Source organism: Stenotrophomonas sp. GL_111 (genome assembly GCF_057835245.1).
This window is the reverse complement of sequence record NZ_CM174421.1, coordinates 383,063-403,449: the sequence shown is the minus strand read 5'-3', so window position 1 is coordinate 403,449 and position 20,387 is coordinate 383,063. Positions and strand designations below refer to the sequence as shown.

11 protein-coding genes are annotated in these 20,387 nt (G+C 62.7%); 8 read left to right on the top strand and 3 right to left on the bottom strand.

What is annotated here, in order from left to right; genetic code table 11:
- Positions 1 to 23: 23 nt before the first annotated feature.
- The 4 genes from kdpB to AC3IPM_RS01735 are packed head-to-tail and all read left to right on the top strand — an operon-like array spanning position 24 to position 6,114.
- Positions 24 to 2,075 (top strand): potassium-transporting ATPase subunit KdpB, encoded by a 2,052-nt coding sequence (gene kdpB / locus AC3IPM_RS01750; protein ID WP_489302210.1) that lies wholly within the window; start codon positions 24 to 26, stop codon positions 2,073 to 2,075.
- Positions 2,072 to 2,716: a potassium-transporting ATPase subunit KdpC gene (gene kdpC, locus AC3IPM_RS01745; RefSeq protein WP_489302209.1), complete on the top strand. Its 645-nt coding sequence runs from the start codon at positions 2,072 to 2,074 to the stop codon at positions 2,714 to 2,716. Before kdpB ends, kdpC begins: the two co-directional genes overlap by 4 nt.
- 37 nt (positions 2,717 to 2,753) lie before the next feature.
- Positions 2,754 to 5,414 (top strand): ATP-binding protein, encoded by a 2,661-nt coding sequence (locus AC3IPM_RS01740; protein WP_489302208.1) that lies wholly within the window; start codon positions 2,754 to 2,756, stop codon positions 5,412 to 5,414.
- Positions 5,395 to 6,114: a response regulator transcription factor gene (locus tag AC3IPM_RS01735; protein WP_489302207.1), complete on the top strand. Its 720-nt coding sequence runs from the start codon at positions 5,395 to 5,397 to the stop codon at positions 6,112 to 6,114. Before AC3IPM_RS01740 ends, AC3IPM_RS01735 begins: the two co-directional genes overlap by 20 nt.
- Positions 6,115 to 6,207: 93 nt before the next feature.
- Here the strand turns inward: AC3IPM_RS01735 and AC3IPM_RS01730 are convergent, their stop codons facing one another.
- Genes AC3IPM_RS01730 through coaBC form a run of 3 tightly spaced genes read right to left on the bottom strand, consistent with a single transcriptional unit; the run spans position 6,208 to position 10,294 of the window.
- Positions 6,208 to 8,553 (bottom strand): phosphomannomutase/phosphoglucomutase, encoded by a 2,346-nt coding sequence (locus AC3IPM_RS01730; protein WP_489302206.1) that lies wholly within the window; start codon positions 8,551 to 8,553, stop codon positions 6,208 to 6,210.
- Between the two features lie 14 nt (positions 8,554 to 8,567).
- Positions 8,568 to 9,041: a dUTP diphosphatase gene (gene dut / locus AC3IPM_RS01725; protein ID WP_489302205.1), complete on the bottom strand. Its 474-nt coding sequence runs from the start codon at positions 9,039 to 9,041 to the stop codon at positions 8,568 to 8,570.
- Positions 9,038 to 10,294 carry a bifunctional phosphopantothenoylcysteine decarboxylase/phosphopantothenate--cysteine ligase CoaBC gene (gene coaBC, locus AC3IPM_RS01720; RefSeq protein WP_489302204.1) on the bottom strand — a complete coding sequence of 419 codons (1,257 nt, stop codon included), beginning with the start codon at positions 10,292 to 10,294 and terminating at the stop codon, positions 9,038 to 9,040. Before coaBC ends, dut begins: the two co-directional genes overlap by 4 nt.
- Before the next feature lie 818 nt (positions 10,295 to 11,112).
- On the opposite strand from coaBC, the gene AC3IPM_RS01715 reads away from it, so the two are divergent.
- The 4 genes from AC3IPM_RS01715 (at position 11,113) to argS (ending at position 20,376) form a co-directional block, all read left to right on the top strand.
- Complete coding sequence (locus AC3IPM_RS01715; RefSeq protein ID WP_489302203.1) at positions 11,113 to 16,038, top strand: AAA domain-containing protein; 4,926 nt, start codon at positions 11,113 to 11,115, stop codon at positions 16,036 to 16,038.
- Positions 16,035 to 17,549 (top strand): hypothetical protein, encoded by a 1,515-nt coding sequence (locus tag AC3IPM_RS01710; RefSeq protein WP_489302202.1) that lies wholly within the window; start codon positions 16,035 to 16,037, stop codon positions 17,547 to 17,549. Before AC3IPM_RS01715 ends, AC3IPM_RS01710 begins: the two co-directional genes overlap by 4 nt.
- 288 nt (positions 17,550 to 17,837) lie before the next feature.
- Positions 17,838 to 18,536: a RadC family protein gene (gene radC, locus AC3IPM_RS01705; RefSeq protein ID WP_489302201.1), complete on the top strand. Its 699-nt coding sequence runs from the start codon at positions 17,838 to 17,840 to the stop codon at positions 18,534 to 18,536.
- A 151-nt stretch (positions 18,537 to 18,687) separates the two neighbouring features.
- Complete coding sequence (gene argS / locus AC3IPM_RS01700) at positions 18,688 to 20,376, top strand: arginine--tRNA ligase (protein WP_489302200.1); 1,689 nt, start codon at positions 18,688 to 18,690, stop codon at positions 20,374 to 20,376.
- Positions 20,377 to 20,387: the final 11 nt, after the last annotated feature.

The window sequence follows — 20,387 nt, the reverse complement described above, 5'->3', positions numbered from 1 at the left end:
GCCCTGCCGTGAGTACCGCTCCCATGAGTACCTATCCTTTGAACGCTTCTTCCCACCGCCGCCAGCGCCTGTTGGACGGCGCCGGCTGGCGCCGCGCGATGCGCGATGCGGTCATCAAGCTCTCGCCACGGCACCTGCTGCACAGCCCGGTGATGGCCGTGGTGATGGTCGGCACCGTGGTCAGCCTGGTGGTGACCCTGAGCGGCCAGGCGCCGCTGGGCTTCGGCCTGGCGGTCACCGCGATCCTGCTGCTGACCGTACTGTTCGGCAATTTCGCCGAAGCAGTGGCCGAGGCACGCGGCCGTGGCCAGGCTGCCTCGCTGCGGCGGGCGCGCCAGGACCTCAGCGCGCGTCGCCTGGCCGCTGCTCATCCCGGTGCCACTGAAACCCACGTGCCGGCAGCCGAACTGCGCCCCGGCGACCATGTGATCGTCAGTGCCGGGGAGTTGATCCCGGCCGATGGCGAGATCGTCCAGGGCCTGGCCACCATCAACGAAGCGGCGGTGACCGGTGAATCGGCGCCGGTGCTGCGTGAGGCCGGCACCGACCGCAGCGGTGTGATCGGCGGCACCAAGGTGTTGTCAGACCAGATCATCGTCAAGATCACCGCCGAACCGGGGCACAGCTTCCTGGACCGCATGATCGCGCTGGTGGAAGGCGCCAATCGGCAGAAGACCCCCAACGAGATCGCGCTGACCCTGCTGCTGGCGGCGATGACGCTGACCTTCCTTGTGGTGGTGGCAACGCTGCCGGCGATTGGTGCGTTCGTGGGCGTCAAGGTGGATCCGCTGCTGCTGATCGCATTGCTGGTGTGCCTGATCCCGACCACCATCGGCGGGCTGCTGCCGGCCATCGGCATCGCCGGCATGAACCGGGCGCTGGCGGCCAACGTGCTGGCCAAGTCGGGCAAGGCGGTGGAAGTGGCCGGTGACGTGGACGTGCTGCTGCTGGACAAGACCGGCACCATCACCTACGGCGACCGCCAGGCTACCCACTTCCATGCACTGGCCGGGATCGACGCCAGCCAGCTGCGTGAAGCGGCGTTGCTGTCTTCGCTGGCCGACCCGACCCCGGAAGGCAAGTCGATCGTGCGCCTGGCGCGTGAGCAGGGCTGCACCACCGGCGAACCGGACCGCGCGGATTACCTGGCCTTCACCGCGCAGACCCGCATGTCCGGCGTGGACCTGGAAGGCGGCCGACGCATCCGCAAGGGTGCCAGCGACGCGATCACCGCCTACGTGCGTGAGCTCGGTGGCACCGTGCCGGCCGAGCTGCCGGGGCGTGTGGAGCAGGTGGCACGCAACGGTGCCACCCCGCTGGTGGTGTGCGAAGGGCGGCATGTGCTGGGCGTGATCGAGCTGTCGGACGTGGTCAAGCACGGCATGCGCGAGAAGTTCGCCCAGCTGCGTGCGATGGGCATCCGCACGGTGATGATCACCGGCGACAACCCGCTCACCGCTGCAGCAATCGCCGCCGAGGCCGGTGTGGATGACTACATCGCCGAAGCCCGCCCGGAAGACAAGCTGGCGCGCATCCGTGCCGAGCAGGCCGGTGGCCGGCTGGTGGCGATGGTGGGCGACGGCACCAACGATGCGCCCGCATTGGCCCAGGCCGACATCGGGCTGGCGATGAACTCCGGCACGCAGGCCGCCAAGGAAGCCGGCAACATGGTCGACCTGGATTCGGACCCGGCCAAACTGCTGGCGGTGGTGGAAGTGGGCAAGCAGCAGCTGATCACCCGCGGCGCGCTGACCACCTTCTCGCTGGCCAACGATGTGTCCAAGTACTTCGCGATCCTGCCGGCGCTGTTCGCCGCGACCTTGCCGGCGATGGCCACGTTGAACGTGATGCACCTGTCCAGCCCGCGCAATGCGGTGCTGGCGGCGCTGATCTTCAACGCGCTGGTGATTCCGGCGCTGATCCCGCTGGCCCTGCGCGGGGTGCGTTTCCGCCCGGCCACGGCCACCGCGCTGCTGCGCCGGAACATGCTGGTGTATGGCCTGGGCGGCGTGCTGCTGCCGTTTGCGGCCATCAAATTGATCGACCTCTTCCTTGTCTCGGTATTCGGCGCATGAACCGCTCACTCGCAACCACTTCCCTGCCCCGCCGCCCGCGTGGCGACACTGCGGTGGCGTCACTGCAACACGACGGCGCGTTGCGCCCGGCACTGATGCTGGGCCTGGCCAGCCTGCTGCTGCTCGGCCTGGCCTATGCCGTGGCCGCCACCGGGGTCAGCCGTTGGCTGTTCCCGGCGCAGGCCGATGGCAGCCTGCTGCTGCGCGATGGGCAGGTGCGCGGCTCGCAGCTGATCGCACAGCCGTTCAACGGCGATGGCTACTTCCAGGCGCGGCCGTCGGCTGCCAATTACGACCCGATGGCCGCGGCGGGCAGCAACCTGGCGCGCAGCAACCCGGCATTGCAGGAACGCGTGCAGGCTGCCATTGAAACGGTGGCCGCACGCGAAGGCGTGCCGGCCGCACAGGTGCCCGGTGACCTGGTCACCCAGTCCGGTGCCGGCATGGACCCGGAGCTGTCCCCGGCCGCGGTGCAGCTGCAGGTAGCGCGCGTGGCCCGCAGCCGCGGGCTGCCGGTGGAACGCGTGACGGCATTGGTGCAGGCCCATACGCTGGGCCCGCAATGGGGCGTGTTCGGCCAGCCGCGGGTGAACGTGGTAACCCTCAACCTGGCGCTGGATGATCTGAAGGCGACGCCGTGATGCCGCAGTCGCGCCATCCGGCGCACAATCGCCACCCATGAGCGACTCCCGTACCCGCCAGGCCGATGCCCTGGTTGAAAGCCTGCAACGCGAAGCCGGCGGCAAGCTCACCGTGTTCCTCGGTGCCGCTCCCGGCGTAGGCAAGACCTACAGCATGCTCAGCCGCGCGCACGAGCAACTGCGCCGCGGCGTGGACCTGGTGGTGGGACTGGTGGAAACCCACGGCCGCGCCGAAACCTCGGCGCTGCTGGAGGGCCTGCCGCAGGTACCGCTGGCGCAGCGCCAGTACCAGCAGCACGCGCTGCCGGAGATGGACCTGGATGCGGTGCTGGCGCGTCACCCGGCGTTGGTGCTGGTGGACGAGCTGGCGCATCGCAACGTACCGGGCAGCCGCCACGAACGACGCTGGCAGGACGTGATGGAACTGCTGGAGGCCGGCATCGATGTCTGGACCACGGTCAACATCCAGCACTTGGAAAGCCTCAACGATGTGGTGATGCGGATCACCGGGGTACGGGTCAGCGAGACCGTGCCCGATGCGGTGCTGGACCGCCTGCACGACATCGTGCTGGTGGACATTCCGCCGCGCGAACTGATCGAGCGCCTGCAGCAGGGCAAGGTGTACGTGCCCGAGCAGGCCGCGCAGGCCCTGCAGGCGTTCTTCTCGCCGGCCAACCTGACCGCGCTGCGCGAACTGGCCATGCAGGAAGCCGCCGACCGCGTCGACAGCAGCCTGCGCGAGACCCGCGCCGCGCGCGGCGAAGCCAACCTGCCGCTGCGGCGGCGGGTGCTGGTGGCGATCGATGGCGGTGGCCAGAGTGAATACCTGGTGCGCGTGGGGCGGCGTATCGCCGAGCGCCGCGATGCACCATGGACAGTGGTGACGGTGCAGTCGCGCCGGCACGACGACAGCACCCGCCGCGAGATCGATGCCGCCTTCGCACTGGCGCGCCGGCTGGGTGGCGAGGCCGAGCTGCTGCACGGGACCAGCATCGCCGATGCGCTGCTCGACCATGCCGCCCACAACAGCGTCTCCACCCTGGTGCTGGGCCGCACCCGCGAGCGGCCGATCGCACGCATGCTCAACCGCACGCTGACCCAGCAGCTGATCCAGCGCGGCGCGCACTACGAGATCACCATCATCGGCACCCCGCAGGCACGTGCACGCGCGCGCCGGGTGGGGCTGTCGGTACCGGCGCGCAGCACCGGCAAGGACATGCTGCTGGCCGTGGCCGCCACCGGGCTGGCCTGCCTGGTGGCGCTGATCGCCGAGCGCTGGGTGGGGCTGTACGACCTGTCGATGGTGTTCATCGTGGCGGTGGTGATGGTGGCTGCACGCAGCCGCACCAGCGCTGCGGTCGTGGCCGCTGCACTGTGCTTCCTGGCCTACAACTTCTTCTTCATCGCACCGCGCTTCACCTTCGCGATCAGCGCGCGCCAGGGCGTGATCACCGTCTTCCTGTTCCTGGCCGCCGCCCTGGTGGCCGGGCGGCTGGCCTCGCGTTTGCGCATGCAGGTGGTGGCCCTGCGCGCCTCCAACCGCCACGCCACCGCGCGCCAGCTGCTGGGCCGGCAACTGACCCGCGCGGCCAGCAACGAGCAAGTGGCGCAGTCTGGCCGCGAAGCACTGGAGCAGGCGCTGGATGCACCGGCATGGCTGCGTATCGGCCAGGACACCAGCACCAGCGGTAGCGCCGCGCCGGGCGACACCGACCTGGCCGCCGCCGACTGGGCACGCCGGCATGGCCAGCCCAGTGGTCGCTTCACCGACACGTTGGCCGGCGCGGAGTGGTGGTTCCTGCCGCTGCTGGATGGTGATGACCGCGCCATCGGCGTGGCCGGCATGCGCTTCGCGCGCAATGCGCCTCGGCTTACCCCCGAACAGCGCCAGCTGGCCGAAGCCATGGTGGATGACATCGCCCAGGCCGCCCTGCGCACCCAACTGGTGGCCGACCTGGAAAAAGCACACGTCAGCAACGAGACCGAACGCCTGCGCTCGGCGCTGCTGTCCTCGGTGTCGCACGACCTGCGCTCGCCGCTGGCCGCGATGATCGGTTCGGCCGACAGCCTGTCCAGCTATGCCGATGCAATGGACGCGCAGGACCGCCGCGCCCTGCTCGATACCATCCTGGTGGAAGGCGAGCGGCTCGACCGCTACATCCAGAACCTGCTGGACATGACCCGGCTGGGCCACGAAGGGCTGCAGATCAACCGCGACTGGATCGGCGTGGATGAGCTGGTCGGCTCGGCCGCACGCCGCCTGCAGCGCTACCAGCCGGATGTGCGGCTGAAGCTGGACATTCCCGCCACGCTGGAGCCGATCTGGGTGCACCCGGCGCTGGTGGAGCAGGCCGTGTTCAACGTGATGGAGAACGCGGCGAAGTTCTCCCCGCCCGATGCGGCGGTGGAAGTGCAGGCGCGGCTGGTGGAAGGCGAGCTGCGCATCGACGTGCTCGATGCCGGCCCGGGCATTCCCGATGACGAACGCGCGCGCATCTTCGACATGTTCTACAGCGTGGAGCGCGGCGACCGTGGCCGCCACGGCACCGGGCTGGGCCTGACCATCTGCCAGGGCATGATCGGCGCGCATGGCGGCCGCGTGCAGGCGCTGCCGGGCCGCGACGGACGCGGTACCCTGATCCGCATCACGCTGCCCTTGCTGCAACCCCACCCTGCCGATGACAACGACGATTCCTGACCCTTCCCAAGGCGTGCCCCCGGCGCGCGTGCTGGTGATCGATGACGAGGCGCAGATCCGCCGCTTCCTCGATATCAGCCTGCGTGCGCAGGGCTACAGCGTGCACCAGGCCGCCAACGGCCAGGCCGGGCTGGAGCTGCTGGCCACCGAAGGCGCCGACCTGGTGATCCTGGACCTGGGCCTGCCCGACATGGAAGGCCACCAGGTGCTGGCCGAGCTGCGCCAGTGGAGCCAGGTGCCGGTGATTATGCTGACCGTGCGCGCCAGTGAAACCGAAAAGGTGCTGGCGCTGGACAACGGCGCCAACGACTACGTGACCAAGCCGTTCGGTACCCAGGAGTTGATGGCGCGGGTGCGGGCGCTGCTGCGCACGCGCACGGTGTCGGCCGATGGCGTGCTGCCGCATTTCGATGACGGCCACCTGCATATCGACCTGGTGCGCCGCGAAGTGCACCTGGAGGGTGAGGCCGTGGCACTTACCCGCAAGGAATACGCGTTGCTGTCGCTGCTGCTGCGCAATGCCGGGCGGGTGGTGACCCAGCCGCAGATCCTGCAGGAAATCTGGGGGCCCACCCACCAGCACGACACCCATTACCTGCGGATTCTGGTGGGCAAGCTGCGCCACAAGCTGGGCGATTCGGCGCTGGATTCGCGGTATCTGTTCACCGAACCCGGCGTGGGGTTGCGGTTCAAGGGGTGATGCGGGAGCAGCCGAGCATGGCTCGGCTCTACCGGTGAATCCATGGCGGTGTGAATCCATCGCGGTGGGTACCGACCGTTGGTCGGTACGCCTTTAAAACCCCAGTTCCACACCCGGCAACAATGGCTGCAGCTGCGCGCGGAACAGACTCTTGATCCGCTCCAGCGCCGCCTCGTCATCGGCTTCGAAACGCAGCACCAGCACCGGGGTGGTGTTGGAGGCGCGTACCAGGCCCCAGCCATCGGCAAAGTCGGCGCGCAGGCCATCGATAGTGGACAGGCGTGCGCCCGCGAACGGCGACTCTTCCACCTGCGCGGCCGACACGAACAGCGACACCAGCGCGTGCGGCGTGCCCGATTCCACCGGCACCTTCAGCTCCGGGGTGGAAACACTGTCGGGCAATTCGTCCAGCACTTCCGAGGGGGTCTCCTCGCGCTGGGCCAGGATTTCCAGCAGGCGCGCGGCGGCGTACAGGCCGTCGTCGAAACCGAACCAGCGCTCCTTGAAGAAGAAGTGCCCGCTCATTTCACCGGCCAGCTCGGCATCGGTTTCGCGCATCTTCGCCTTCATCAGCGAATGCCCGGTCTTCCACATCATCGGGCTGCCGCCATTGCGCAGCACGTAGTCGGACAGCTTGCCGCTGCACTTCACGTCGTAGATCACCAGCGCGCCGGGGTTGCGCATCAGCACGTCGGCGGCGAACAGCATCAGCAGGCGGTCGGCGTAGATGATGCGGCCTTCCTTGGTGACCACGCCGAGGCGGTCGCCGTCGCCGTCGAACGCCAGGCCGATGTCGGCGTCGAAACGCTTCACGGTCTGGATCAGGTCTTCCAGGTTGTGCGGGTCGCTGGGGTCGGGATGGTGGTTGGGGAAGGTGCCGTCCACATCGCAGTACAGCGGAATGACCTCCGCGCCGATCGCCTCCAGCAGCGGCTGCGCCAGCTCGCCGGCCACGCCGTTGCCGGCATCGGCCACCACTTTGAGCGGGCGGTCCAGCTGCACGTCATCGGCGATGCGCTGGATGTAATCGGCGTTGACCTCGCGCTGCTGCAGGCTGCCCGGCTCGGCGGCCACGTGCAGCTGGCCATCGCGGATGCGCTGGTAGAGCTCGGTGATGGCATCGCCGGACAGCGTCTCGCCGCCCACCACGATCTTGAAGCCGTTGTAGTCCGGCGGGTTGTGGCTGCCGGTCACCGCCACGCAGCTGCCCGCACGCAGGTGGTAGCTGGCGAAGTACACCACCGGGGTGGGCGCCAGGCCGATGTCGATGACGTCGCAGCCGGCACGGCGCAGGCCTTCGATCAAACCGGCGCTGAGTTCCGGGCCGGACAGGCGGCCATCGCGGCCGACCACGATTTCGCGCAGGCCCTGCACCTGCAGCACCGAGCCGATGGCCTGACCGATCAGCGCGGCCACCTTCGGGGTCAGTTCGCGGCCCACCACGCCACGGATGTCGTAGGCACGGAAAATGCCGGCCGGCACATCCTGGCCGGCCTCCGTGGGAACCGGCGGCGCTGCGCCCGCATTGGCATCGGTGCTGGCCTCGGCCACGACCGGCTCCAGGGCCAGGCTTTCACGCAGGGTGGGGCCCTGCTCGGCATCGCCCTGCGCGGCCGCACGCCGGCGCGGCAGCTTCACCCGGCCCTTGCCGAACTGCAGCATCGCGGCGATCGCCAGCAGCAGCACCGCCACGATCAGGCTCGGCAGCGCGCCCAGGCCGAGCGGGCCCGGTTCGATATCCGGCACGGCCGCAGCCAGGCGCAGGCCACTCTTGCCCAGCGGCCGGGCCAGCGCCTCGGCACCGTCGGACAGCGTGGCACTGCCTTGTTCAATGATGTTGTGCTGGCCCTGGCGCAGGGCCAGATAGCCAGCCTCGGGCACGCGCACCTGGTCGAAGGTGGCGGTCAGGCGCAGCAGCGGCTGGCGCACGTACACCAGCGCCGGCCCCTGCGGGCCCAGCAGCACCGGCACGGCCAGGCCCAGGCGCTGCCCACCGGCATCGCGGACCACGCGGGCCATGACGCGCTGTTCGGCATTGGCTGCTTCCAGCAGGGCAAGGCGCGAGTATCCAAAGGCCTTCGGATCGGCATAGGCCTCATCCAGCCCGGCACCCAGCACCTGCACATCCTCGGTGCCCGGCCAGCCTTCGCGGATGGCCACGGCGGTGGCTTCGGCATTGCCGCTGGCCAGCGCGGCACTCACACGCTCGCTCTTGACCAGCTTGCCCAGCTGCGCGACCTGGCCGCTCAGCGCAGCCTGCACGCCGGTGACAATCTGGTCACGCGACTGTTCCAGCGCGGTGCCGGTGGCGGCCTGGCGCCACTGGCGCACCCCGCTCCAACCGAACCACAGCGCCAGCAGTACCAGTACCGCCACCAGCAGCGGGCCGGTTCGCCCCCCTGCCAATCGCGATTGTCCTTCCGACTTCGCCTTGCTCATGGATGTTCCCCCTGTCAGCGCACCCCGGTATGGCCGAATCCACCCGTTCCCCTGGCGCTGTCAGTGAAAGTATCCACTACCTGCAGGCCCACGCGCGCAATCGGCAGCACCACCAGCTGCGCGATGCGGTCGCCGGGTTGCAGCGTGAACGGCTCACGGCCCCGGTTCCACGCGCTGATCAGCAGCGGGCCCTGGTAATCGGCGTCGATCAGCCCGGTGCCGTTGCCCAGCACGATGCCGTGGCGATGGCCCAGCCCCGAGCGCGGCAGCACCACGGCGGCCAGGTTCGGGTCGGCGATGTGGATGGCGATGCCGCTGGGAATCAACGCGGTGTCGCCCGGCTGCAGGGTCAGTTCGGTTTCCAGCGCGGCGCGCAGGTCCATGCCCGCGCTGTGCTCGGTGGCATAGGCCGGCAGCGGCCAGGTATCGCCGAAGCGCGGGTCGAGCAGTTTCACCTGCAGCGGCTGGAGGGCGGAATCGTGGGTCATGCGTGCAACCTCTGGGCAATCAGGGACAACAGTTGTTCGGCCAACAGCGCCTTGCTGGTACCGGGGAACACCTGCTCGCCCCCCTGCCAGTAGGCGGTGGCGGCGTTTTCATCGCTTTCGAAACCGCCGTTGGCAATGCCCACCTGGTTGGCGATCACCAGGTCCAGGCGCTTGTCGATCAGCTTGCTGCGCGCGTACTTCTCCACATCGTGGGTTTCGGCGGCAAAGCCGACCACCAGCTTCAGCGCGTTGGTCTGGGTGGCCACCTCGGCCAGGATGTCCGGGGTGCGCACCAGTTCCAGCGTGAGGGTCTGGGTGCCGGCGGTCTTCTTCAATTTCTGCGGGGCCACCTGGCGCGGGGTGTAATCGGACACCGCTGCCGCCCCTATATAGATGTCGGCCGGCAGCGCGCCGAGTACCGCTTCACGCATCTGCGCGGCCGAGCGCACGTCCACCCGCTGCACCCCGGCCGGCGTGGCCAGGTGCACCGGTCCACTCACCAGCACCACCTGCGCGCCCTGGCGGGCGGCGGCGGCGGCCAGCGCATAGCCCATCTTGCCGCTGCTGCGGTTGCCCACGTAGCGCACCGGGTCCAGGTCTTCATAGGTGGGGCCGGCGCTGATGAGCACGCGCAGGCCCTTCAGCTGCTGGGCCACGGCGGCATCGGCGGCCGGAGCCTGCAGCGCCGCCAGCGCGGCCACGATCGCGTTCGGCTCGCTCAACCGGCCCGGGCCGGATTCGCCCTCGGCCAGCGGGCCGTCTTCGGGCCCGATCACCTGTGCGCCGCGCGCGCGCAGCAGGCCGATGTTGGCCTGCGTGGCCGGGTGCTGCCACATGCGGTGGTTCATCGCCGGGCACACGGTGAGCGGCGCGGTGGTGGCCAGGCACAGCGTGGTCACCAGGTCATCGGCGTTGCCGTGGGCCAGCCGGGCCAGCAGATCGGCGGTGGCCGGGGCCACCACGATGCGGTCGGCCCAGCGCGCCAGCTCGATATGGCCCATGGCCTGCTCGGCCGCGCTGTCCCACAGGGTGGTGCGGGTGGGCTGGCCGGACAGGGCCTGGAAGCTCAAGGGGGTGACGAACTTCTGGGCCCCGTCGGTCATGGCGACCTGCACCAGGGCCCCGGCGTCGCGCAGGCGGCGCACCAGTTCGAGTGACTTGTAGGCGGCGATGCCGCCACCTACGCAAAGCAACAGCTTCTGGCCGTGCAGCGGGCGTGCGGACGCCGGAGAAGCCTGGGGGGAGTCAGCCACCTGCGTATTTCCTGTCGTACTGAGGCGATTAGCTTACCTGATGGGGTGTGGGGGGCTGATGCCTCAGGGGCATGAGTGGGGTGTTTTTGGTTATGAGGGGGCCGGGGTGGGGGAGCAGCTGCGAAGCCCATAGCTTTCTCAAGCCCTACCAGAAATACATGGACTAAACATGCGTCGGAGTCAAAACTGCCTCCCTCCCATCAGCGAACTGGAAACAAAAATGACAGACTCCTGGACCAACTTGGGCACCCAATTGAAGCACTTGAATGCTGAAGGAGAATCCTCTTGCGTTGACCAGCGGTGAGGCGATCGAGCGTGCGTATTGATCAAATACGAACGCAGCGCCAAGACTTTGACGGCCAACCAAGAGAAGGTTGAACGCAAGCACATGCATTCGTGGCTTCGGGTAAGCAACGGAAACGGCCCGAGTTCGACCATCCACCACTCCATTCCAGCGCTTAGCCGACGGGGGCATCTGAACCCACATGCTTATGAAGTGCCAGAAATACTCAAGAACAGCCCATTGACCATCATCACCTGCTGCTTAGCTCAGTACCGACTGTCAGGAACGCAAGAAGCCCTCACCTCACGCCCCCGATCAGGAGCCATGGATTCCAATCGATGTAAGCCAGCGCCCCTTCAATCCCGCACTCGCAAAATCAGCATTTCACTAGTAGCAAGAGCCTCACAAACCTGTTCCGCTGCCACTCCAACGACTGTAAAGTCTGGGTTCGACCACGCATCAGAAGGGTACGATCGTAATCGCGACCCGACCTTCAGATGCGGAGCCTGATCAATGCAAGTGAAGGGGGAACTACATGAGGATTATCAACAACGGCCGCGGCATCCATGTTCGCGAGATACCTGGAATAGAAAAACTCAAAGCACTGCCAGAAAATTGGCAAGCCTTCACAAACCTTGATCTCTCCATACCTGGGAAGGGGATGCGAGAGATTGATGTGGTTCTAGTGCTGGAAGATCGAATCTTGATGGTGGATTTGAAAGATTGGAAGGGACCAGTTACCAGCCGAGATGGCAATTGGTTCAATGGGGATCATGACAATGGCAGATCGCCAGTCGCAAAGATTGCAGAAATCGCGCGCGAGGTCTTCCCCTTGCTGAGAAAATCTCTTGCAGATCAATCGAAACGAGAGGGACTCGCAATCCCGCTGGGCACTCCATTGATTCAGTCAGCAGTAGTCCTAACAAAATCCAAGGACCGCTCAGGCATCGCAGAAAGTGAATCTTCTTTTGTTTTCTACATTGATGATTTCATCCGGATACTAAGAAATACCCCCGATCGCTTGAAGGCCTTCGGCCCCGCTTGGCGCGAGGACTTTACAAATGAAAAATGGATGCAGCGCCTCAAGAGGTTTTTCAACGTCAGCGGAGGCGTCTTTCAACCGGGCGCACGGAGATATGGAGGGTTCGTCGCACGCACCGAGAGCCCTACTTTCGCCCATAGCACCGATGTATATAGCGAGTACGAGGTAGACGAGTCCGGAATAAACAATTCTTTCGGCCTACTAAGGCGCTGGAACTTCACGAAAGCTGAAACTCGCTTCCAGACTGAGGAGGGCCGGGCAGAAATCGCGGGGCGTGAACGCAAAGTGATTGCGTGGCTGGATGATCGCAACCCGAAATGTGGCGAGATCATTTTCAAGCCAAAGGCGGAAGATCCCGAACGAGGCGTCGCCTACTGGGAGGTGTTCGAGCGGCGTCGAAGAATGAAACGCCTTAGCGACTTTGCCAAGACCGGTCTAGTTGAACTAACCACCGGAGAACGAATAGAACTTGCTCGACAGGTTCTATCCGCGATCACCCCGATTCACGGACTTAATGCAGCGCATCTCGACGTAGGGGTTCACAGTATCTGGGTAGAGCTTCCCACGACGATCAGAATATCTCACATGATGGCCGCCTCGTTGCCGGAGGTCCAGACTTTGGGAGAGTCGCGTTTCCAATTCCTTTCAACCGCCAGCGTGCCTGAGGACATTCTAGGCGGGCCAGTTGATTTGTTGCGTAAGGATGTCTTTCTACTTGGCTGCGTAGTTCATGTTCTTCTATTTGACCAGCTCCCAGACGGCAACCCACCTGAATGGAATCAATCCATCGATTCCCAAGAGAACTTTGCCAGTCTCTATCCGTGGTTCGAGACATGTCTTGACTTAGAGCAAGCAAATAGATTCGGGAATGCGGGGGATATGCTGTCTGCGTTCAATGAAGCACTGTCTTCCGTGCCAAACGAAAACGCCACGATTGAAGGGTTGGATCGCTACCGCACCCTCAAGACGCAGCGAGACATCTTCAAAGCTTATCCGGAGAATGAGCTTATAAAGCAGGATGAGCGGACGATAATCTGGAGATCAGATGCAGATGGACGCAGCCAATTGGTCAAGATGTGGCAACCGTCTGCTTTGGGGAATGTCGCTAAAGAGCGCGCTAGAATTCTCGCATTCCTCGATCACGCTCAACAGCTGGTCGAAGCACCACTGCAAGGCGCCACCAAACTACTCAAAGTGCACTGGACGGGCGACTCAATCGTACTTGTGCAGGAGTACATCGAAGGCAAAACTCTCGCCGAGTACGAAGGCTCAAGCCCATTTGATAGTCCAGCCAAAGGGCTAAACTTCATCGCGAGGCTAATTGACATTGTGGACAACCTCCACGGACGCTCAGTAGCGCATGGAGATATAAAACCAGACAACCTAGTCGTGTGTCTAACCGACGGAGAAGATCCACTGCCGTCCCTCATAGATCTAGTGGATTACTCGTGCGGCCAAGATGGCTCACGAAAATCTCGCGCATATTCTCCAGCGCTAGGCGGAAGGTATGAGCGTGATCGTTTCGCGGTGACGAAGATCGCCGAAGAACTCCTCGATAAAATTCATCTCAGCGAAAATGACTCCGTTCGGATAGCTCGGTCCATTGAGGAGTGTCGCCTAGGAACTCCCGCCAATGGAACCTTGCTTCCTCTTCGTGAAGCCATTGCTTGCGTCAGCAACGGTTCCGTTGACGGGCAATCGGATACTTTCTCCATCTCTATCCCCCGGGCGGAGGCAGGCCTCATCCTTCCCGACGAGGGAAGATACTACGTTGTTAAGTCCGATAGAAGGTTAAAGATCATCGGCGCACTGGAAGAGCTCTCCGTTGAGTTGAGCAGTGATGGCACTCCTTCAAAAGCTTGGCGGAACCAACTAGATCACGCTCAGATCCAGCGGTGGAGTCGTCAGAGGCTGTGCTCATTCCGCGCAAGCATAATTATTGAGGACGGCCCCGCTCAGCTTGACGCAATCTCCTCTATCCTAAGTTTGCCGGAGGTTGCCACAGCCCTTGAACGTCGCCCCTATGATCCACAGAGTGAAGATGAAGCGGAAACCTCACAAGTTGCAAGCATCGAGGCTAAAGAAGACGACTTGGCCGAACGGGAACAAGCTGAGTCGCCAGTCGGGAACACTATCGTGGATGTTCCGCTACTTTGGGAACGCTCAATTAAAATCGAAGGTGAACTGAAGACAGAAGTTCTCGCGTTGGGTGACAGCGCTTACCGCGCACAGGCGCGCTTGCACATCCTGCCCATCCAGTTGGCAATGGGTGACATGGACTTTGATCGAAAAGATCTTGTTGCAGTTGAGAGATTAGACAGCAAAGGGGGCTGGAGAAAGATCGGCACCCTAGATGTACAGAAGTCATCAGCCGATACGCTTGCAATCCAAGGTTACGCTGAAGGTGCGCGTGGGGCGATTGTTCGAGATGGCGATCGATTGCGCTTCCAAAGCCGGCTGGAGAACACCAGTTGGCAGAGACGCGAAGAAGCAACAGCCAGAATTTTGAAGGGAAACTCAGTAGCCCATGGACTCCTTGATGCTTTCAGCCCCGCCACAGGGATGGTCCCTGACACAGTCGACCTGAAAGTTGACGAGGGATTTGTAAGGGAGCGCTACAAGCTGAACCCGACGCAGATCGATGCGCTCAAAGGAATAATGGAGCATCGACCACTCGGACTCCTGCAGGGACCTCCTGGAACAGGCAAGACGCACTTTATTGGTGCACTTGTCCACTACGCACTGACGAATGGACTCGCACGCAACGTCCTAGTAGCCAGTCAATCACACGAGGCCGTCAACAATGCAGCAGAGGCAGTTCTCAATTTGTTTGGTGAGGATCGAGACTCACTGAGCATGATTCGCGTAGGGGCCGAAGGACAAGTCTCTGAGTCATTGCGGCCTTACCACGTGGCAACCGTAGAGAAATCTTACAAGGATAAGTTCTTCGCCACCCGCCACCTACGCATGGCGACGCTAGCGCGACACCTCGGACTTGATAGGTCCGAATGTGATCATGTCCTCTTTTACGAGGACACAATCACCCCGTTGATCTCGCGCCTCTCTGAGCATGCGGAGACAGAGGATGGCACCTCAAGAGTCAACGCACTGAAGGCGACACTCGAACAATGCCTGCTTGATAGAGGCGTCGAGTGTGATCTGATGGGCCTTGAGGCAATTGATGTAGAACCGCATGTCTCATCCTTGTACTTCTCCAAGCTACCGAGTAGCCAAGCGCATCGCGTTGAGCGATTCCGACATATTGTGGAACTCGGCCGAGACATCGTGGGCACAGTTTCCACGTGGCAGAGAAGCTACGAAACCTTCTTGGCCGGCACACGTCAGGTAGTTGCAGGTACATGCGTCGGCCTCGGTCGGTCATCCTTAGGCCTGACTAAGACTTCGTTTGATTTAGTAATTGTCGACGAAGCTGCGCGCTGTACACCAAGCGAACTCGCCGTTCCAATACAGGCAGGCAAGTGGGTTGTGCTAGTCGGAGATCACGCGCAACTAGAGCCACTACACTCTTCCGACGTAGTAGAAGCCCTCACCGATGAACTAAGGCTATCAATTGGCGATGTCGTTAAGAGTGACTTCGAACGGGTATTCGCTTCCTCGTACGGGAAGCAAGCGGGTCACACTCTAAGAAAACAGTACCGAATGCTTCCACCTATCGGACGGCTGGTCTCCAATTCGTTCTATGATCGCGCCCTCCAGCATGGACGGACGGAATCGAATATTCCACTTAACATTCTTCCGGAAGAGATCAGGTTACCACTGACCTGGGCATGTACAGACTCCATGGGCGCGGAGGCTTACCAGAGGAAGAGTGATATACGGCGCGGCAGCTTGCAGAACTCTACCGAAGCCGACGTAATTGTCTCCCTGCTTAAGCGCTGGTCCGAACACGAGCCATTCATGACTTGGATTGAAAATCTTTCTAGAGAATCTCAGGCAGTGGGTGTCATATGCGCTTATGCGGCACAACTAGACCTAGTTAGACATAAACTCCAGTCAGAGAACTTGCCAGAGGCATTTAGACGAACCATCAAGGTGGACACCATTGATAGCTACCAGGGAAAGGAGAATCTTATCGTCATACTGTCTCTTGTGAGAAATAACTCCGATGGCATAAAATGTCGCGGGTCCGCCACAATCAGCCCCGGATTTATGGCGAAGAAGAATCGAATCAATGTCGCCCTAAGCCGCGCCATGGATCGACTACTGATCGTCGGCGCAAAATCGGCGTGGAAGGATGACTCTCCACTCGGCTTGGTGTCCAGCGGATTTGATGAAGAGGTGAAGGCCGGCGAAGCGCTAGTACTGGACGCCTCTGACTTGGTGTCGGCCCCCAAGGCGAGCAAAGGCAGAAGAGCTATGGATGCCGATGCGGATGTTCGACGCGGGGTGCGAGCATGAAGCCCTCTCGTGGCATTTTGTCACTCACAAAAGCCGTACTAGGTGGCACGACAGAATCCATTGACATTCGAGTTCCTGTAGGCATATACGACGTCCAGTTGCCTGCGAGGCATTTCCTAGTTCACCACAAGGTAGCTGAAGTTGGCGACGTGTCCCTGACTACGGAGTTCTTGCTACGGCTACTCAACTCAGCGGACGGCATTAAAGAGGACGATGTCGCGATCTTCTTTGGCTTCAATGCCATCGAGATGGCGTACGTCATCAGGGATGCAGAGACCCGAGCATACATCTCCAGATCGGAGGGACGCATATGGCTGACGGACGCTGGCCACGCACTATTCAAGGACGGCGACAAGCCCCAAATCTTCGACGTCGTAAAGAAGGTTGAGAGAATCGGATTCGACCTACTATCGCTTGCACCGTGCGATCGAGACTATCAATCCGATTTCGAAAGAGCCCTGCCCGAGCTTGGAATCCGCGATTCTGAGCTAGCTTCAAGCGCATCCGCTCATGTTCCGGAGTCCTTCAGAAGATTCTATGGAGAGATATCCAGCAGAAAAGAGAAAGAGGCTGCGGACGCCCTAAAGAGGTCCCTCTACTCTGTTGATGACGTTGTCGCAGGTGACCGATTCTGCTCGACCGTTCCCTTCGTTGCGATGGCAAACACTCGGCGACCAAGCGAGCCAGAACCTCTTCTTGACGCATGGAGGATTGGCCACGAATTGAGCGATCGTGATCAGGTCGTCCACGGCATCGCCGAGTTCATGGAGAGCCTACGAAGGACTAAAACTACGGAAGACGACAACGCGTTCGATGTTCTAGTTGAGATTGCGCCAAGTTATTTGAAGGAATACTCAAGCAGGACCGGTTTCGCTGCACTTCGATACTTCAAGGAGATGGCAGGGCGCGCCGGTGAACTGCGAACGGACAGGCCGACGGTCGGAATTGTGGGCGCAATGTATCAACCGGAGAACATTGAGAGAATAAGAACTGCAATCGGCTACACGAACAATCGTCTTATCGGTGACGATAGTGCTTTCATATGGATCCCGCCGAGCCAATCGGCTTGGGGAGCTGCCAGGTCTTTTCCCAGTTTGGTTGAAGCGCTGACTAAAGAAGGCACAGCCAAAGGCGAGGATGGTGATCCAAAGATGAGGAGTGCTCTGGTAGTCGGCGATGAGAAGCCCGCAAGATACTTGACGAGAGTTCTGCCAAGCACATTTATAAAGCCAAGCAATGGCTCCATACCGAGCTCTCTTGAGATTCTTCTTGTCCCAGAACGAATTGCAGCGGTTACAGTTCATGCTCCCGTCACGCCAGGACGGGGTTTCCCGGTTCCACTTGGAATATTGACATTTGATAAAACACTGGTGCGTCGCGTACACACTTACATATCAAGTCAGCTTCCACCGAGGATCGTCAAGTACGGATCTACGGATGATTTTGGCTTACGTGATCATCTGGCGTGGCCTGAAGAAGTAGGCGCCCAAGAGGGTTTTGAGCTGAATTGAGCGTACTGATCACAGGTCTCACCACGCAAAAGGACAGCAGCCCGGTTGAACTCCTCCGTAGGAGTTCAACCGGGAGGTCCGTTCTCACTGTTTCGATACAGTTCGGAGCGCCACCCAATGCCTGTGAGCTTCGGCGGGAATCTAGTATTCGGAGGTATGCGCGAGCTCGCCCCCCCATTCATGGACAGACCATGTAGTGATGCAGTAGAGGTAGCCATCGTATTCCCGACTGAGCTAAGCGGGTTTCACTGATGGTGGCGCAGAGCATGCTCGCCGACACTAGTCAGCATGACGATCGCAGACTGGCCCAAGAACGAACGTCCTCGTGAGAAGCTGCTTGCGAGCGGTCCTGCAGCCCTATCTGACGTTGAACTTCTCATTCTGTTCATGGGAACTGGCCGCAAGGGCCAGCATGTATTGGAGAGCGCTCGTCAGCTGTTGGATATTCACGGCCCCCTGCGAAAGTTACTGGATTTGGATGCGGCAAGGCTCCTTCAGCTGCCAGCACTGGGGCCTGCACGAGCGTGCAAACTGGTAGCGGCGTTGGAGCTCGCCAATCGCCATCTACGCGCACAGCTGGATAAAGGTGACAGCATGCGCGATCCTGAGTCTGCAGCGCGCTACTTCAAACAGCGACTGCGCTCCCGACCTCAAGAGGTGTTTGCAGCCCTTTTTCTGGATACTCGGAATCGTGCGCTCGCCTACGAGGAACTATTCACCGGCACCATCGATGCGGCAGCGGTGTACCCGCGTGAGGTGGTCCGCCGTGCGCTACTTCACAACGCAGCAGGCGTGATCGTCAGCCACAACCATCCCTCCGGCAGCGCCGAGCCCTCTCGCGCAGATCGCGAGATCACCCAGCATCTCCAGAAGGCTTTGGATCTAGTCGGCATCCGCCTCCTGGACCACGTAGTAGTAGGCGAAGGCACCCCCGTCTCCATGGCTGAACGAGGCTGGCTCGAACCCACCCTCTCCTTTCGGGGCTGAACGCCTCAGTCAGCCCTAATACCCCTGTCCGGAGCCCCGAAAGCGGCCCCAAGGCCCCTCAAGCCCCCCTGCCCCAATCCCGTTCAATGGATCGGCCCCCCATCTAGGCTAAAATTGCCGATTCCGCCGCTCCAGTCTCAAAGCAGGCCTTGTGAAAAATCTCCTCCGCGCCCTGATCAGCCAAGGCATCGAAGCCTTGCGCGCCAACGGCACTTTGCCGGCCGACACCCTGACCCCGGAATTCGTGGTTGAACGCCCGAAGACCCGTGAGCACGGCGATTTCGCCACCAATGCCGCGATGCTGCTGGCCAAGCCGGCGCGCAGCAACCCGCGCGCCCTGGCCCAGGCGCTGCTGGATGCGCTGCCCAAGAGCAGCGATGTGCTGCGCGTTGAGATTGCCGGCCCGGGCTTCATCAATTTCCACCTCGCCCCCAGCGCTTACCAGCGCGAAGCGGCCAGCGTGCTCAAGGAAGGCGCCGATTACGGCCACAACCTGAGCGGCAACGGCCGCACCGTGGGCGTGGAGTATGTGTCGGCCAACCCGACCGGCCCGCTGCATGTGGGCCATGGCCGTGCTGCTGCCATCGGCGACTGCGTGGCGCGCCTGCTGGATGTGAACGGCTGGAATGCCAAGCGCGAGTTCTATTACAACGACGCCGGCGTGCAGATCGAGAACCTGGCGCTGTCCACCCAGGCCCGCGCCAAGGGGCTCAAGCCCGATGACGCCGGCTGGCCGGAAGGCGGCTACCGCGGCGACTACATCCAGGACGTGGCCAACGCCTACCTGGCCGGCGCCACGGTGGAGCTGGAAGGCCATTCGGTGGTGGGCGAGCGCGACCCGGACAACCTCGACGGCATCCGCCGCTTCGCGGTGGCCTACCTGCGCAACGAGCAGAACCAGGACCTGGCCGCGTTCGGGGTGGATTTCGACATCTACTTCCTGGAAAGCTCGCTGTACAAGGACGGCAAGGTGGAAGAGACCGTCGCCCAGCTGAAGGCGGCCGGCCACACCTATGAGGAAGGCGGCGCGCTGTGGCTGCGCTCCACCGACTTCGGTGACGACAAGGACCGCGTGATGCGCAAGTCCGACGGCACCTACACCTACTTCCTGCCGGACGTGGCCTACCACCTGAGCAAGTGGCAGCGCGGCTATGAGCGCGCCATCACCGAGCTGGGTGCGGACCACCACGGCTCGCTCGCGCGCGTGCGCGCCGGCCTGCAGGCGCTGGACGTGGGCATCCCCAAGGGCTGGCCGGAGTACGTGCTGCACCAGATGGTGACGGTGATGCGCGGCGGCGAGGAAGTGAAGCTGTCCAAGCGTGCCGGCAGCTACCTGACCCTGCGCGACCTGATCGAAGAAGCCGGCCGCGATGCGACCCGCTGGTTCCTGATCGCGCGCAAGCCGGATTCGCAGCTGACCTTCGATATCGACCTGGCCCGCCAGCAGAGCAACGACAACCCGGTGTTCTACGTGCAGTATGCGCACGCCCGGGTGTGCAGCCTGCTGCGCCAGGGCCAGGAGAAGGGCCTGAGCTTCACCCCGGCCGAGGGCCTGACCGGGCTGGCGTCGCTGAACGATGAGGCCTCGCTGTGGCTGATGATTGAAATGTCGCGCTTCCCGGAAGTGGTGGAAGCGGCCGGGATCGCACTGGAACCGCACTTGATCGCGCAGTATCTGCGTGAATTGGCGCATGCTTTCCACACGTGGTATCACGGCACGCAGGTGCTGGTGGCTGACGATGCCGAGCGCAATGCCAAGCTGACGCTGGCCTGCGCGGCGCGCCAGGTGCTGGCCAATGGTCTGAACGTCCTGGGCGTTTCCGCCCCGGAAAAAATGTAAGCAGTGGAGAA

Bases quoted from the DNA above. Each gene is read 5' to 3' on its own strand.
- AC3IPM_RS01735 (WP_489302207.1), top strand. From the start codon at position 5,395: ATGACAACGACGATTCCTGACCCTTCCCAAGGCGTGCCCCCGGCGCGC.
- AC3IPM_RS01730 (WP_489302206.1), bottom strand. From the start codon at position 8,553: ATGAGCAAGGCGAAGTCGGAAGGACAATCGCGATTGGCAGGGGGGCGA.
- radC (WP_489302201.1), top strand. From the start codon at position 17,838: ATGACGATCGCAGACTGGCCCAAGAACGAACGTCCTCGTGAGAAGCTG.
- kdpB (WP_489302210.1), top strand. From the start codon at position 24: ATGAGTACCTATCCTTTGAACGCTTCTTCCCACCGCCGCCAGCGCCTG.
- AC3IPM_RS01740 (WP_489302208.1), top strand. From the start codon at position 2,754: ATGAGCGACTCCCGTACCCGCCAGGCCGATGCCCTGGTTGAAAGCCTG.
- dut (WP_489302205.1), bottom strand. From the start codon at position 9,041: ATGACCCACGATTCCGCCCTCCAGCCGCTGCAGGTGAAACTGCTCGAC.
- kdpC (WP_489302209.1), top strand. From the start codon at position 2,072: ATGAACCGCTCACTCGCAACCACTTCCCTGCCCCGCCGCCCGCGTGGC.
- AC3IPM_RS01710 (WP_489302202.1), top strand. From the start codon at position 16,035: ATGAAGCCCTCTCGTGGCATTTTGTCACTCACAAAAGCCGTACTAGGT.
- AC3IPM_RS01715 (WP_489302203.1), top strand. From the start codon at position 11,113: ATGAGGATTATCAACAACGGCCGCGGCATCCATGTTCGCGAGATACCT.